The 13,522-nt window shown below is 66.4% G+C and carries 13 protein-coding genes; 10 read left to right on the top strand and 3 right to left on the bottom strand.

The genetic code is table 11. From position 1 onward, the window contains the following. Positions 1 to 56 precede the first annotated feature (56 nt). A complete protein-coding gene (locus VNF71_13225) occupies positions 57 to 1,247 on the top strand; it encodes a tyrosine-type recombinase/integrase (GenBank protein HVA75513.1) in 1,191 nt (396 codons plus the stop codon). A gap of 9 nt (positions 1,248 to 1,256) precedes the next feature. Here VNF71_13225 and VNF71_13220 read toward each other — a convergent pair whose 3' ends face one another. Both VNF71_13220 and VNF71_13215 read right to left on the bottom strand, forming a co-directional pair. Next, entirely contained in the window at positions 1,257 to 1,562 is a 306-nt protein-coding gene (locus tag VNF71_13220) for a hypothetical protein (protein ID HVA75512.1), read from the bottom strand. Next, positions 1,555 to 2,589, bottom strand: a complete 1,035-nt coding sequence (locus tag VNF71_13215) for a helix-turn-helix domain-containing protein (protein HVA75511.1) — start codon at positions 2,587 to 2,589, stop codon at positions 1,555 to 1,557. Before VNF71_13215 ends, VNF71_13220 begins: the two co-directional genes overlap by 8 nt. 702 nt (positions 2,590 to 3,291) lie before the next feature. Between VNF71_13215 and mobF the strand changes: the two genes are divergently transcribed. The 7 genes from mobF to VNF71_13180 all read left to right on the top strand — a co-directional run bounded on the left by mobF (position 3,292) and on the right by VNF71_13180 (position 11,000). After that, a complete protein-coding gene (mobF, locus tag VNF71_13210) occupies positions 3,292 to 6,588 on the top strand; it encodes a MobF family relaxase (protein HVA75510.1) in 3,297 nt (1,098 codons plus the stop codon). Between the two features lie 97 nt (positions 6,589 to 6,685). Further along, a complete protein-coding gene (locus VNF71_13205) occupies positions 6,686 to 7,096 on the top strand; it encodes a hypothetical protein (GenBank protein ID HVA75509.1) in 411 nt (136 codons plus the stop codon). Then, positions 7,096 to 7,338, top strand: coding sequence for a hypothetical protein (locus VNF71_13200; protein HVA75508.1), 243 nt, complete (start codon positions 7,096 to 7,098; stop codon positions 7,336 to 7,338). Before VNF71_13205 ends, VNF71_13200 begins: the two co-directional genes overlap by 1 nt. Before the next feature lie 286 nt (positions 7,339 to 7,624). Next, entirely contained in the window at positions 7,625 to 8,296 is a 672-nt protein-coding gene (locus VNF71_13195; GenBank protein HVA75507.1) for a hypothetical protein, read from the top strand. A gap of 1 nt (position 8,297) precedes the next feature. After that, positions 8,298 to 9,170, top strand: a complete 873-nt coding sequence (locus tag VNF71_13190) for an SEC-C domain-containing protein (protein HVA75506.1) — start codon at positions 8,298 to 8,300, stop codon at positions 9,168 to 9,170. A gap of 300 nt (positions 9,171 to 9,470) precedes the next feature. Further along, on the top strand, positions 9,471 to 9,674 hold the full coding sequence (locus VNF71_13185) for a hypothetical protein (GenBank protein HVA75505.1): 204 nt from the start codon (positions 9,471 to 9,473) through the stop codon (positions 9,672 to 9,674). A 147-nt stretch (positions 9,675 to 9,821) separates the two neighbouring features. Further along, the gene (locus tag VNF71_13180) at positions 9,822 to 11,000 is read left to right on the top strand and encodes a hypothetical protein (GenBank protein ID HVA75504.1); all 1,179 of its coding nucleotides are present in this window, start codon (positions 9,822 to 9,824) and stop codon (positions 10,998 to 11,000) included. Positions 11,001 to 11,519: 519 nt separating this feature from the next. Here VNF71_13180 and VNF71_13175 read toward each other — a convergent pair. Beyond that, positions 11,520 to 12,068 carry a YciI family protein gene (locus tag VNF71_13175; protein HVA75503.1) on the bottom strand — a complete coding sequence of 183 codons (549 nt, stop codon included), beginning with the start codon at positions 12,066 to 12,068 and terminating at the stop codon, positions 11,520 to 11,522. Positions 12,069 to 12,461: 393 nt separating this feature from the next. Between VNF71_13175 and VNF71_13170 the strand changes: the two genes are divergently transcribed. Together VNF71_13170 and VNF71_13165 are read left to right on the top strand one after the other, a co-directional pair. Beyond that, positions 12,462 to 12,833 (top strand): metalloregulator ArsR/SmtB family transcription factor, encoded by a 372-nt coding sequence (locus VNF71_13170; protein HVA75502.1) that lies wholly within the window; start codon positions 12,462 to 12,464, stop codon positions 12,831 to 12,833. Further along, positions 12,830 to 13,321, top strand: coding sequence for an SRPBCC domain-containing protein (locus VNF71_13165; GenBank protein ID HVA75501.1), 492 nt, complete (start codon positions 12,830 to 12,832; stop codon positions 13,319 to 13,321). The genes VNF71_13170 and VNF71_13165 overlap by 4 nt, the downstream gene beginning before the upstream one ends. Positions 13,322 to 13,522: the final 201 nt, after the last annotated feature.

Here is a 13,522-nt window from a genome sequence, read left to right as displayed (position 1 = left end):
CTAGAACGCGTCTAGAATCGCCTCGACACGTTTGTCCAGCCGGGAGGGTGGCGACGATGCGAGGCACGAAGACAGAGGTTAGGCGCGGGGTGTGGCGTCTCCGGGTCGTCGCCGACTACGACCCCAAGACCGGCGTGGCGCGCCAGAGGTCGCGCACGGTCTATGGCACGAAGAAGATGGCCGACGACGCCTTGGCCGCTTTCGTCACCGAAGTCCGAACGGGTACGACCGTCGCCTCGACTGACACCCTCAACGCCTTGCTCGACCGGTGGCTCGACCATGTCCAAGCCGACCTGCAGCCGACGACGGTCCGCGGGTATCGGGACAAGCTCGCCAGAGTCCGCCGTGATCTCGGTGACATCACACTCGACGAGCTCACAGCGCAGCGGCTCGACCGGGCGTACGCACAGTGGCGCAAGGAAGGGCTCAGCGCGCAGACGATCCGACACATGCACCGAGTGCTTTCGACCGCGTTGCACCAGGCCGAGAAATGGGACCTCGTCGAGCGCGCCGCGACCGACAAGGCCACGCCGCCAAAGCATGTCGACATGCCGGTGCGCGCACCTTCGCCGGAGGTGGTCCTCGGGCTGATCGAAGAAGCCAGGGCACGGGATCTGCCGCTCCTCGCCGCCGCCATATTCGTGTCGGCCACGACCGGATTGCGTCGCGGGGAGCTGTGCGGTCTGCGGTGGAGCGACATCGATTTTGACCGGCGGACCCTTACTGTTGCGCGGTCGGTCAAGCATGACGACGGGCCGGGCTGGATCGTCGGCGATACCAAGACCCACAAGGTTCGAAGAATCGCGATCGATACCGCGACGATCGAGGTTCTGGCGGAGCATCGTGTCGTGATGGAATCGGCGGCACACGCGGCCGGTGTCACGATCAAGAAGGACGGATACGTCTTCACGCTCGACCCGACCGGCACCGCGCCGTGGAGGCCGGATTCTTACACTCAGGCGTTCAACCGCATCTGCTGGCAGACCTGTCCCGACTGTCGCGGCAAGCGACGCGGTGCTGCCTGTGACACGTGCGGTGGCAAGCGGTTGACCAAGCGGTTCGACGTCAGCCTTCAGGAACTTCGTCACTTCACCGTCACACAGGCCCTCGCTGCCGGCATCGACATCGTCACCACCTCCGGCCGCGTCGGGCACGGCGCTGATGTGGGGCTGCGCAAGTACGCCGCCTTCGTCCCGGTGCGCGACCAGGAGGCGGCCGAGGTTCTTGGAGCCCTGGTAAGGAGATAAGCGGCGGCATCAGGCGATGCCATCGCCGCTCCGCATCGACGACGTCGCTTCGACGAATACAGGCCAGTTGACCCGGTAGAGGCGGCCGATGTTGAAACATCCGGGGATCTGGCCGAGGCGAGCGGCTTTGTAGGCCGATTCGTTGGAGATGCCGATCCGGCGAGCCCATTCGGGGATGCTGATGAACTCCGGCTCGACGGCAGCGCCGTTCGTGTCGGGCCTGTCGTCGCACTGGGTGTCGGTGTGGTTCGGCCAGATGGTAAGTCGGATGCTGGTGACAGTCGGCGTGGGCGGTGGGTTCCAGGGTTCAGCCATGGCTTGGCTCCTGTTGGTCTGAGGCGCGTACGAGGAAGTCGATGACGGCGGGTAAGGGGATGCTTCTGTAGCGGCGTTCGCACAGCCGGTCGAGGTAGTCGTAGATGGACCACAGCGGGACGCGCCGGCTGGTGCCTCGGGACACCGAGTGCAGTTCCCCGTTGGCGACGAGCCGGTACGTGGTCGACCGGCCGAGACCGAGCAGTTCCGCGGCTTGATTGATGGTGAGGAGCAAGGGCAGCATCGGGAAGTTCTCCTGGTTGAGACGGACGCGATGTCCGCTTCGCATGGGCACGGGCCGGGGCTGGGGTCGTCCCCCGGCGATGACGTGATGGGATCGACGGAGCGCGTCTTGAACCGCGGCCGGGCTGAGACCTAGACGCCGGCCTATGGCGGCGGGACTCCGCCCAGCGATCGCAACACCGAACGCCGCGGAGGCGGTGGACCATTCGATCTGTCCGGAGCGGACGGCGTCGAGGGTCCGCACGACGATGTGCTCGGCGTCATCGGGATCCGCCGGGATTGCGATGTCGTGGGCGTCGGAATCGCCCACCGAGGTCGAGGTCGAGGACCGCAGCTGAGCCTGGTGGGCGGTCCGGAGATGCCGTTCGACACGTCTGATGACGAGACGGGCCGGATACGGATGTGCGCGTCCGGCATGGTCGCGGATGGCTTGCCAAGCGGCCGACATGGCATCGGCCGCGATATCGCCCTCACCCGACCAGGCGCCGCTGGTGGCAGCCTTCTTCCACCGGCGGCGCGCGGAGTTGCGAATCCCGGGGATCAGGGCCACCAGGATGGCGAGTTGAGCCAGCGGATCGTGTTCGGCGATGACGAGCAGGTCGCTGAGCAGCGCGCAGGACCGGTCGGGGTGCCGGAGCTGGTTGATGGCGGCGACCAACTCGCTAGGGGAGCGGTAGCGCGAGAGTCGTGGGCGGCGCTGAGCCCAAGCAGTGATCGTCGCTCGGCCTCGGGCGCCGGCGGACAAGGTGCGCCAGTGGTCGGTGACGGCACGGAAGACGTCCACATCCGCATCGTGAACCGGTGCACTTCCAAAGTCCTTCCAAAGTCCTTCCGAAGTCCTTCTTTCCTGTGTCGTTCGGCAAAGAATTCCGGAGGATTCGCGGTCTCGGCACGGCGCAGGGGCTTGTTCGGTCATCTCAGATCGCTTTCGGGGCTGTGAGTAGATCTGCTCGGGAGTCGGCGAGACATCCCACCTAATGGCCATCTGGGGGTCATCTGTCTCGGCCACCGTTGTTGGGACCGGCCTCGGGATTGCGAAATCAATTGCTCGCGAGCGGGCGCGGCCATCACCGGAATGATTCACATCGCGTTCCCCACCGAGTTCCCCACCGAACGGAAAATGGTGGGGAATCCCAACTGGGGAGCCAGGGACCCTCGTCACGGAACGCGTCTCACTCGGAGACCACCGGCTGCCCGACTCCCCACCGCGGCGCCTCCGAGCTGATGGGGAGTTCCCCAGCCTCTGCTGTTCAGACTTTCGGACCGCAGACGAAAGCTACGACCGCTCGGGATGGTGGGGTGCCCGGCTGGCTGTCCCGGAACCGGGGACGACGGGGGAGCCGGACGTGCTCTTCGTCCACCGGCGTCCCCAGCCGGTCGTGCCATCGATCGCGGGGGAGGTTCGCGCGCCGTTTACATGACGATGAGCATCGACTATCCAGTCCCTCGGACCGGCGAGGGCTGAGAGTTGTTGCGTCTCGCGAAGTTGACCGACGCGGAGTACGTGCTACGCCAGGTGGCCGGCGGCCTAGAGGACTACTACCTGGGTTCGGGCGAGGCGCCGGGTGTGTGGTCGGGTCGTCTCGCCGACCAGCTGGGCCTGGCCGGGGTGGTCGGGGCTGATGATCTGCGGTCCCTGATCGACCGGTGCCACCCCGTGAGCGGCGACTCGCTGGGTGACGGCCCGGGCCGCCGTCCGACGGTGCGTGCCATAGACGCGACTTTTAGCGCTCCGAAGAGCGTCTCGTTGTTGTGGGCGTTCGCCGGTTCGGAGGTGGCGTCGGTGGTGTCGATCGCCCATGTGGAGGCGGTCGAGGCTGCGTTGGGTTTCGTGGAGAGCCACGCGGCGGTCACCCGCCGCCAGGACCGCGGTGTCCGGGTTGGGGCGGCGACGTCTGGGTGGGCGGCTGCGACGTTCGTTCATCGGACCAGCCGGGCTGGGGATCCGCAGTTGCACACGCATGCGGTGATCGCGAATGTGGTGTGTCGCGACGACGGCCGGTGGGTGTCGTTGGACGCGACCGCGCTGTACGGGTGGGCGAAAGCGGCGGGCAGTGTGTATCAGGAGGAGCTGCGCCGCCGCCTGTCTGAGCGTCTCGGGGTGGGGTGGGGACCGGATCGCAACGGTTGCATGGAGATGACCGGCATCTCGGAGGCCCAGCTGCGGGCGTTTTCCAAACGGACCGCCCAGATCGAAGCCCACCTCCAGGCCAACGGGGCTGTTGTTGGGGACGCGAAGGCGAGGATGGCGGCGGACGAGGCTGCGAGCGTGGCGACCCGTCCGGCCAAGGACCGCAACCTCACCCCGCAACATTTGCGCGACCGGTGGGATGCTGAGGCCGCAGAGGTGGACCTGCCGATCGGGGAGGCGCTGCTTCGTGCTGTCCGAAAAGACGGGACACCATCACGAGGGATCACCCGGGTGCAGCTGGGGGAGTTGTTCGACCGGCTCGTCGACGCCGAGGTCGGCTTGTGCGCCCATGATTCATACTTCGGCGAGCCGCAGGTGGTCGCCGCTGTCGCCGCCTGGGGGGCTGGCCGTCTTTCGGTGTCGGACATCGAGGCGATCACCTGGCGGTTCCTGCAATCCGACAGGGTGGTCCGCCTTGTCGGACGGGATCTCACCGGTCGGGCCGGAAGCCGTTGGTCCACGGTCGAGCATCTCCGTCTCGAGGAGAGCGTCGTTTCTGATGTCTCAAGGCTCCGGCAGCGCGAGGTGAACGGTTTGGGCTCGGAGGTCGTAGCCACCACGATCTCGGGGACATCGGCTCTGGGGGATGACCAGGTGGCCGCGGTCAACCTGTTGTGCGCCCCAGGGCCGGCGTTGCGCGCCCTGATCTCCCCGGCGGGTTACGGAAAGACGACAACCCTTGCTATCGCGGTGGAAGCGGTCCGACGGGCGGGACGGCCGGTCCTGGCGGTGTCGACCACCAACCAGGCTGTCGAACAGTTGCGCCAGGCGGGCATCCCGGCGGTCACCGTCGCCCGTTTCGCTCTGACCGGCGCGCATCTCGACCCGGGGACCGTGGTGGTGGTCGACGAGTTCTCCCAACTCCCGACCCGCGACGCCCGTACCGTCCTGTCGGCTGCGACAGGGTGCGCTGGTTCGATGGTGTGGTTGGTCGGCGACCCGCTCCAGGCGCAGCCCGTCGGAGCGGGAGGCCTCGCCACCTGGGTCGCCGGCCAGGCGCGCGACGGGCGGCTCCCGGTCGCGGAGTTGACGGTCAACCGCCGCCAGGCCCACCCCGTCGAACAAGAAGCCCTAACCAGCCTCCGCGATGGGCGGGTCACCGAGAGTCAGGGGCTGCGCGACGACGCCGGCTGGGAGCACCACTTCGACAATCGCGACGACGCGCTCGCGGCGATGGCCGCCGCGGTCCTGGTCGACATCGACCTCTACGGGCCAGAAAACGTCGCGGCGTTGGCGGTGAGCCACAACGACTGTGAGGCACTCGCCGATCGCATCCGCGGCGATCTCGCCGATAACGGCGTCCTCACGGGGCCGGTCATTCAAGGCCCGGGATGGTCGGGGCCTCGCCAATACCAGGCTGGCGACCGGATCCTGTTGCACGCCCACGCAACACTTGCTGACGGAACGCGGTTGACCAACGGGACGGTCGCCACGGTCACCGCGGTCGACGACACGGGGCTCACCGTCGTCGCGGAGGGTCGGGCCGTCCCGGTCGTGTTGCCAGCGGGTTTCGTGACCGCCAGGCGGGACGACGGCCGCCCGCAGGTCTCGCACGCGTGGGCTCGCACCATTGATGGGGTGCAAGGCGGCACCTGGGACCAGGCGCACCTGTTGGCCACCCCCGCCCTGGACCGCTACCGCGGTTATGTCGGCCAGTCACGATCGATCCAGCCGACGCATACCTGGAACACCACCCCCAAACCTGTTGACGACCCCGCGGACCACGGTGGACGGCTCGTCCAGACTTACTCGACGCCGGCGGAGCAGATCGCCCCCGCGCTGGCCCGCGCGCAACCGAAGACCTTCGCCGCCCTCGACGACCCGTACCGCCACGAACGGCGGGTGCGCGCCGAGCAGGAGTCCCCTTGGGCGCGCCTCGACGACAGACCCCCTGATGTCAGCGAACACATACGACGCGCGGAGGAAATGCTCGCGGCCCGCGAGGCTGACCTGCGAGACGCGCAGGCTCGCGTCGCGCACTGGCAGGAACAGGCCGAGCGGACCGCCGGCGTTCGGGGTTTCACCCGCGGCCGGCGCCAGCAACATCACAGCGCCGAACACCAGCGCGAGACACAAACCTTGGCGGTCGAACGGGCAGCGCGGAGACTCGACGACGCCCGGGCGGAACACCAACAGCTACTCGACCGGCAGGCCGAACGGGCCGAATTCGACCGGGACAACCGTTGGCGGCACGACCGGATCGAAACCCTCGAAGCCCAACTGAAGCTCTACTGGGCGGAGACAGTCCTCGACGCGGCCAGAGATGGCCACCCCGCCGCCTACGGCAAACAACGGCTGAAGGAAGCGCGCCAGACCATCATCGAGCAGATCGAAACGCTCGGCGAGCGAACCACATCAGGCGAACACCAGCCGGAGGCAGTGCGGGGCATCGGCCATCCGCTGCGGGCTCTCACCGATATCGACCGGGCGATCCGACAAGCCGCCGACCGACTGGACCTGCACCTCATAGAACCGCCCAAGATCCCCCGGCAGCGGCGACCCGGGATGGACCCCGGCCAGATCCATTACCAGCACCTGCTCCATGAGCAGCTGCAGCCCACCGCGACCCCCACTCTGGGCATCGATCTCTAGAGGACGCCACTGGGGCCCACTGGATATCGGCGACGGACGCAGCAGTACGTCTCCGGCAGCTCATCGTCGACACCACAGACTGTTGAGGGTCCGTGCCGTGGGCGAAGATGACAAGGTGGAGCAGCCCCCGAAGAAGCGGCGAGCGCGCCGCGGTGAGCCGGCGCCCGACGAGGTAACCCTCGTCGTGCGGGGTGACCTACTCGATCCCGACGCCCTACACGAGGACGCTATCGACAACTTCGACGTCTACGGATACTGGGGCATATCCGTCTTCGCCGCGGTCGGCGAGTTCAACCTCGAATGGATCGGGTCCAACAAGCTGAACCGGGCCCGATGGCTGGTCGTCTTCCGAGCAGGAGATATCTACCGCTCCGGGCTCGAACTATGGGACACCGGGCAGAGCCCTCACTACGATGTTGTCCACGAAGACCCCGACGAACTGGTCGAGCGACTGATGGCCTGCCCGCACCGAATCATCCGCAACCCCACCGGACCTGGAGGATCGTGATGGCGCCTCCCCCGATCACTCTCCGAGCGAACCTGAACAACGAGGACGACGAAGGCCTCAACTGGAGCCTTATCCGTAAGGCCGTCGACCCTGACGCCATAGTCGAAGGCGCCGTGCTGGTGGCCGGATCGGAGCGATTCTGGTCCTGGGTGAAGATCCGCCGTGTCGACGACGACGGCCAAGTCCACTTCGAGCGCATCACCCCCGAAGAAGCAGCGAAATCCGTCCCTCGCGCAAGCTGAACTTCCGAGGGAGGAGGACGCGGCCACGAAGTTGGTCAACGGCGAAGCCGTCACGGCGGCCGCTGAACGGGCCATCGACAGATGGCAAATGTCTGTGCACGGACGCCGCCACTGGTGGCTCGATAAGAACCATCTTCAACCGCCCGCCCAACACTCCCATTCTGCCAGGTCCGCCGATTGGCCAAGGGGCTCCGGCCGAGCCCTGCCCGGCCTGTCAGGCAGTGCTCAATGACAGGAACATCTCATGGTGACCGGCGCAGGATGGAGAGGATCTCTTGACCGTCTCGTGAACGCGGATTCGCTCAGCGAGGCCTACATTCGGACAGCCGAGATGATCCTCGATGTGGTTCCTGGCGGTAGCGCACCAGCTGAAGATGCATCTCAAGTTGTGGAAACCATCGTCGCAGTAGACGGACTTTCTCAACATCCGTATCGCAACTGCCTTCTCTGGATTCTTGTCCTTCTGCGCCGATGGACAGGAGTGTTTCGCGCCGCGTCTGAGCGGAGCGCCATCGCTGCAGCGACACTTGAGCATGAAGCCGATACACATCAAAGCCTGGCCGCAGCGGCGGATCACTTGATAGGTATGACGAAGGATCCTGACCCCGAGGTGAGGTCAATGATCTATCGCTTGCTTGGGAGCGCATCGGAGCGGGCCGACGTAGTTGCCCTTTTGCGCAGCATCGCGGAGGCGGAATCCGACGCATTGGCCCGAGGATGTGCTGTTGAAGCAGTCTTCGTCGCGATGATCCGGCGGTGGCCGAATGTGGCTGAAGATGATCTTCGTTGGCTCCGTGAGCGAGCCCTTTCGGGCGAACCGGCTGTTCGGGGGCGCATTCGTCATGCTCTGGATGGGCGTGCGCTAGTGCAAAGCTCGTCCGTGGCGACCGAGATCCTCTCACCCGTACTAGAGCAGCTACCCCCCGAAGGTCCCTTCTGGCCCGTAGAGTCGATTTGAGATGCCCCAAGCACGGCTCCCGGTGATGCCGGAGCCGGACAGAGAGGAGGGGGAGGCAGTCCCCCGGCTCCATCCTGCATGGCTGACCCACCGCCCGACCCACGGGCAAGTAGCCGCCAAGGAGCAGGCAGTACAGGCCGGGTATCGGTCGGAGCCTCACCCCGACGCCGACATCGCCGAATGCCACCTCCTGGCCGGCAGGCGTTCCGAGGCGGGTCGACTGTTCGCCGACCTTCGGGCGAGGACACCAGACGACGTGTGGCTCTACAACGCCGCCGGGTTCTCCTACGCCGGCGTGTCCGACCACGCCGAGTCGGCACGGTGGTTTCGGGACGGCATCGATGTCGCTTTGCGCACCGGCGACGGCGACCAGGTCGTGGTCCAACTGCTCGATGGCCTCGAGGCAGCATGGAAGGCGCTCGCCGAGACTCCCGAGCCGGGATTGAATGAGCGGGTCGAAGCCTTCGTCGAGGCGTGGAAGCCGTCCCCACGCGGCGATCGGTTCAGCTGGGACGACCTGCCTCCAGTCGTCGAGCGGCGATGCGAGCACTGCGGCTACGACCCCGACATCTTGACAGGCTCCATGGGCGGGCGCGTCTTCGAGGCTGTCACGGAGCCAGCCCCACGCCGGCAGGCATCCCGCCTTCCAAGTTCGATGCTGGTGTCCCTGGCCTGGTTCCCCCCAGGCGAATGGGAAAAGGCGACCGCTTTATGCCCGCCGAGGCGACGCTACGGCGTGGCCGCCGGGCAGAAACGCCCCTGCTGGTGTGGCTCAGGCCTTAAGTACAAAGCCTGTTGTGGACCGATCCCACCCGCACCGGAATCAACCGGCGGAGAGTTTCCCTTGCCGAACGGATACCAACAGGGGACGTAGGTCGACGCGCGCGCCTGTTGCCCGAAAGTTGCGAGCGTCGGTTTGGTCCCGTCGCGTCTAGAACGCGTCTAGAACTGCATCGATCGGGACCCAAATCGATCAGTCCAGATGGAATCGGTGTGCCGCTGACCTGCCCTTTTGCATCTGGATCCCGCCCGTTTGAAACCGGTTCTTACTTTAGGAAACCGACGCTCTATCCTCTGAGCTACGGGGGCTTGTTCCATTAGATCCTGTCACCGAAACGCCCTGGCAGGCGACACGGACCTTCGGGGCACCAAGCGCCAGGGGCTTCGATAGCGCTTGCCGAATTCGTTGGCCGAGGCCTCGCAGGGCCGGCTGCCGGCAAGCGGATCGTCGAGCCTCGGCGAGTTCTTCGAACAGTGGTTCGATCACATCAGGCCTACTCGTTTACCGACGACCATCCACGGTTACAGGGACAAGATCAGGCGCATCAACACGAAACTCGGACCGATGTTCTGCGTGGGGCGCACGAGGCTCTCGTAAGGCGTAGGTCAGGCATTCGACGCCTCTCGGCTCACGGTTTTGGCGTCTGTTTCCTCACTATAAGGAAGGGTTTAGAACGATCTGATCTTCGCCTTTTTCAGGCTCTGAGCAGGAGAAACGCGTCCGGCGGCCAAATGACTCCCCACAATGCAGACACGCGCCAAACTCCTGGGTGCCGCGACAATCGGTGCCGCCCTCGTACTGACCGTCCCCATGGCGGCGCAGGCCTCCACCAGCCCGCTCCCGACGCCGGCCCTGTCGACCTCCGCGTTGCCGACGTCGACGCTGTCGTCGTCAGTGTCGACGGCGACCGCCTCCGTGTCGCAGGCTCTCTCCCCCACGAACAGCGACACGGGGACCGCGACCGTCACGACTCCCGCCCCGGCCGGCACGGCCGAGGCGTACGCCGCCAACGTCGCCGGCGCCGTCGTGATCAGCCACACCAAGACGTCCGCCTCGGGTAGCGGGACGTCCTCCACAGCCGATCCGCTCGAGCTCGGCGGCAACCCGCCGGCGGGCCAGTTCGGCGGCAGCCAGAACGGCGCCGGCACCACCTCGAGCGCGTTGGTCGACACCGGGCCTAGTAGCCAGTTCCGGCTCCAACTGACGCCTTGGACCGCCAGCAACACCAACAGCACTGCCAGCGCGATCGCCGACGTCCTGACTTTGGCCCTCGGCGACCAGACCACCCAGGAGTCGGCTTACGTGGCCCTGCTCCAGTCGACCTCGAACTCGAGCTGGAACTCCTCCCAGAGCTCCGGCAACGCTTCGAGCGACGGCGCGATCGTCAAGGCGGGCGGCCCCAGCGGCCTGTTCCTCGACGTGCTGCACTCCGACACCAACTCGAACGGCACCGGCAGCAGCTACCTGCTCAACGTCAACGGCAACGAGATAGGCAGCAACAGTCAGGTCAACGGGCAGTGCACGCTGACCATCCCCGGGCTGCTGACCCTCAACTGCCTGACCGCCAGCGGCGGCAGCGGCCTTACCAGCACCGCAGCTGACGTGGCCCAGGTGCTCCTCGGCACCGGCGGCACGGGGGCGGCCATCGGGCTGTTCCACTCTCAGACCACGTCCGGCTCGGCGCCGTCCGTCAGCGGCGGCTCCAGCGTTGAGGGCGGCAACGGCGGTGGCAGCGGCTCCGGCAACGGCGCCTCCACCTCGCCGGCGGCATCCTCGGCCGCAGCGGCCAGCGGATCCGGCTCACTCGCCTTCACCGGGTCCGACGTGCTGGCGACCATCGTCGCCGGCCTGCTGCTCGGCTTCGCCGGCGCGGCCCTCGTGCTGGTCAGCCGTCGACGCCGCTCCGCAGCAGAGATCGGCTAGCAACCGACACCTGCAGCACGCCAAAGCCTCCCAGCCGCTTTGTGCGCCCGCATCCGGTTTCGGAACGGCTCGATGCGGATCAGCGCGAGACGTGAGCTTGGTACTCGTCGTCGGTGACGTGGGCTCCCTATCACCTCGACCCTCTCCCCGCAACTGCCCGAGCGCGGCGTTTCCGCAGGTCACGGCCGCTGCAGGGACAGGCGGCGAGTTACGTCGGCGGGTGGGCGGCGAAGTGGCCGCCGAGCCGGCCGAGGTCGCCGCCTCCCTGCGGACCCTGGTCCGACCGTGACGACCGGGTCCTCGCCGCTCAGCGGTGCCCACCTCCGCTCCACCAGCTGACCGTCCCGACGACCAGCAAGGGCGCATGTCCCGTATCGGTGACCTGCATCCGGGCGTCTGCGGGCAGCCTGGTCGCCTCCTTTGAGGACGGGACGCTCGACCTTATCGGGCGCCCCATTAAGCCCAACATCGGCTGGGGGTATCCCTTCGGGAGTCTCCGGTCTCGGCCCGCAGGATGAATCACCCGCGGCCCCCGAACCGCCAGTTGTGGACCTCGATGTCAGCGTAACGGTCCGAGGCAAGGACGGCGCGTGCTGCGTCTTGGTCTGGTGCCCGCACCAGCACCGCCGTGCCCAGCCAGGCACTGCCGTCGTCGGATAGCAGGGGCCCGTATGCAATCAGATTGTCTCGGTCGGGTGGCCCGACGAGGTCGGTGGCTTCGCCAGAGCTGAGGCCGAGCACCAGATACCGGTTGCCACCTGTGCGGCCACCGGGGAACTCCCACATCGTGCGCCCCAACGTGTTGTGCCAGCGGCGCAGCAGTACATCCCGGTAAACGCCTGCCTGGTAGTTGGGCTCGTCGAAGGCGAACGCGCGAGCGGCGGCGGCATCGGGCAGGTCGACGATGTGCACGCTGCCGGTGGGCATGTCGCCGTCGCTGGCGAAGGTAGGCCCCCGGGCGATCATCCCAGTCGCGTACCGGTCCATATACGACCAGTGCTCCTCCAGCAGCTCCTCGCGCAGCAATACGGAGCCGGGCCGGTCGCGGTGGTAGCAGAGGAACTCCATGCTTGCAGTCTCTACCACTATGCCTGCTGGCCCTGAGCACGACCGACCCGGTGGCGCCGAATCTCAGGGTCGCGTAACGCCGGTGGAGACTGACGACGATCCCGCCTACTTGCAGTCGACGGTCCGTAGGACCGATCCCAATATGCAGAAGTCACCGCGCCCACCAAGCGCCGCACTGCCGGAGCTTGCTGTGAGCAAGCACGTGACGGGCAAAGATCATCCGGATAAGACCTTCAGCCGGCGATTAGGGGCGCGCGGCCTTTGGTGTTCTGGGGCACCACTGCCCGTGATTTATGAGTGCCGCCGACGGCGCAGGCACTGCTCCCTTGATGCCTGGCGAAGCGCCGGTACGGGGACCGTTGACACATGTCGATATAGGCATATCATGGATCCATGGCTCGGGCGTCGACTACTGCCGACGTCTTCAACGCCATCGCCGAAGTGCACCGCCGCGAGATCCTCGACGTGCTGATAGCAGGCGAGAAGCCGGTCGGGGCGATCGTCGACGAGCTGGCGATCTCCCAGCCACAGGTCTCCAAGCATCTCCGGGTCCTCAGCGAAGTGGGACTCGTCCGGTCCCGTGCAGTGGGGCGCCGTCGCCTCTACCGCCTGGACCCGACGAGCCTCCGACCCGTGGGCGACTGGGTCGCTAAGTACGAGCAGCTGTGGAACGAGCGGCTCGATCGCCTGGACGACTACCTCAGCGAGCTTCAGCGACGAGACGGACAATCAGACCAGCGATCACAAGGAGCACCAGGACGATGACCCGGCACGGTTCGGCGACCTTCGAATACGGCGACCACACCGTCACGATGCAACGAAAGTTTGAGGCGCCGATGGCCTTGGTCTTCGACGCTCTCACCAAGCCTGAGCACATCAGCGTGTGGTTCCCCGCCGATGACGTAGAGCTCCATGTCTGCGAGATCGACTTACGCGTCGGTGGGAAGTACCACTACGCCTGGTACGCCCCGGGGGGCACGGAGTGTTCATTTCGCGGTCAGTTCCTCGACATCGAGCCGCCGACGCGAATCGTGTCCACCTGGCTGTTCGAAGGGTGGCCGGATGACGAGGCAGTCGAAACCGTGATCCTCACCGAGGACGGCGGCATCACGACCATGACCGACATCATGGACTTCAAGACTCCGGACAACCTTGGCGATCACTTCCAAGAAAACGACGGCGCGCAGGCAAGCTGGGACAAGCTCGACGACCTCCTAGCTGACCTCCAGGCGGAGCACCATGTGATCCCCTGATCACCGAGCTGACGCGCCAGTAAACCCACAGGGGCGTCTCTCAGCCGGCGGTATGGGCGATTTAGCCGGCGCGGATAGGCGATGCCCCAGCCGCGCGGATAGGCGATGCCCCAGCCGCGCGGATAGGCGATGCCCCAGCCGCGTGTTCTGGGACGCTCATTCTGCACTCCGCGTCGACGACGAGGGCGAGCACAACACCGT

The sequence above is a fragment of the Acidimicrobiales bacterium genome (genome assembly GCA_035533095.1).
Lineage (GTDB): Bacteria > Actinomycetota > Acidimicrobiia > Acidimicrobiales > Palsa-688 > DATLUM01.
Note: the sequence above shows the minus strand (reverse complement) of the source record. Positions and strands in the feature narration are given on the sequence as shown.

Coding starts and splice junctions, on each gene's coding strand:
- VNF71_13165 (HVA75501.1), top strand. CDS start 12,830: ATGACCCGGCACGGTTCGGCGACCTTCGAATACGGCGACCACACCGTC.
- VNF71_13225 (HVA75513.1), top strand. CDS start 57: ATGCGAGGCACGAAGACAGAGGTTAGGCGCGGGGTGTGGCGTCTCCGG.
- VNF71_13220 (HVA75512.1), bottom strand. CDS start 1,562: ATGGCTGAACCCTGGAACCCACCGCCCACGCCGACTGTCACCAGCATC.
- VNF71_13170 (HVA75502.1), top strand. CDS start 12,462: ATGGCTCGGGCGTCGACTACTGCCGACGTCTTCAACGCCATCGCCGAA.
- VNF71_13175 (HVA75503.1), bottom strand. CDS start 12,068: ATGGAGTTCCTCTGCTACCACCGCGACCGGCCCGGCTCCGTATTGCTG.
- VNF71_13200 (HVA75508.1), top strand. CDS start 7,096: ATGGCGCCTCCCCCGATCACTCTCCGAGCGAACCTGAACAACGAGGAC.
- VNF71_13190 (HVA75506.1), top strand. CDS start 8,298: ATGCCCCAAGCACGGCTCCCGGTGATGCCGGAGCCGGACAGAGAGGAG.
- VNF71_13180 (HVA75504.1), top strand. CDS start 9,822: ATGCAGACACGCGCCAAACTCCTGGGTGCCGCGACAATCGGTGCCGCC.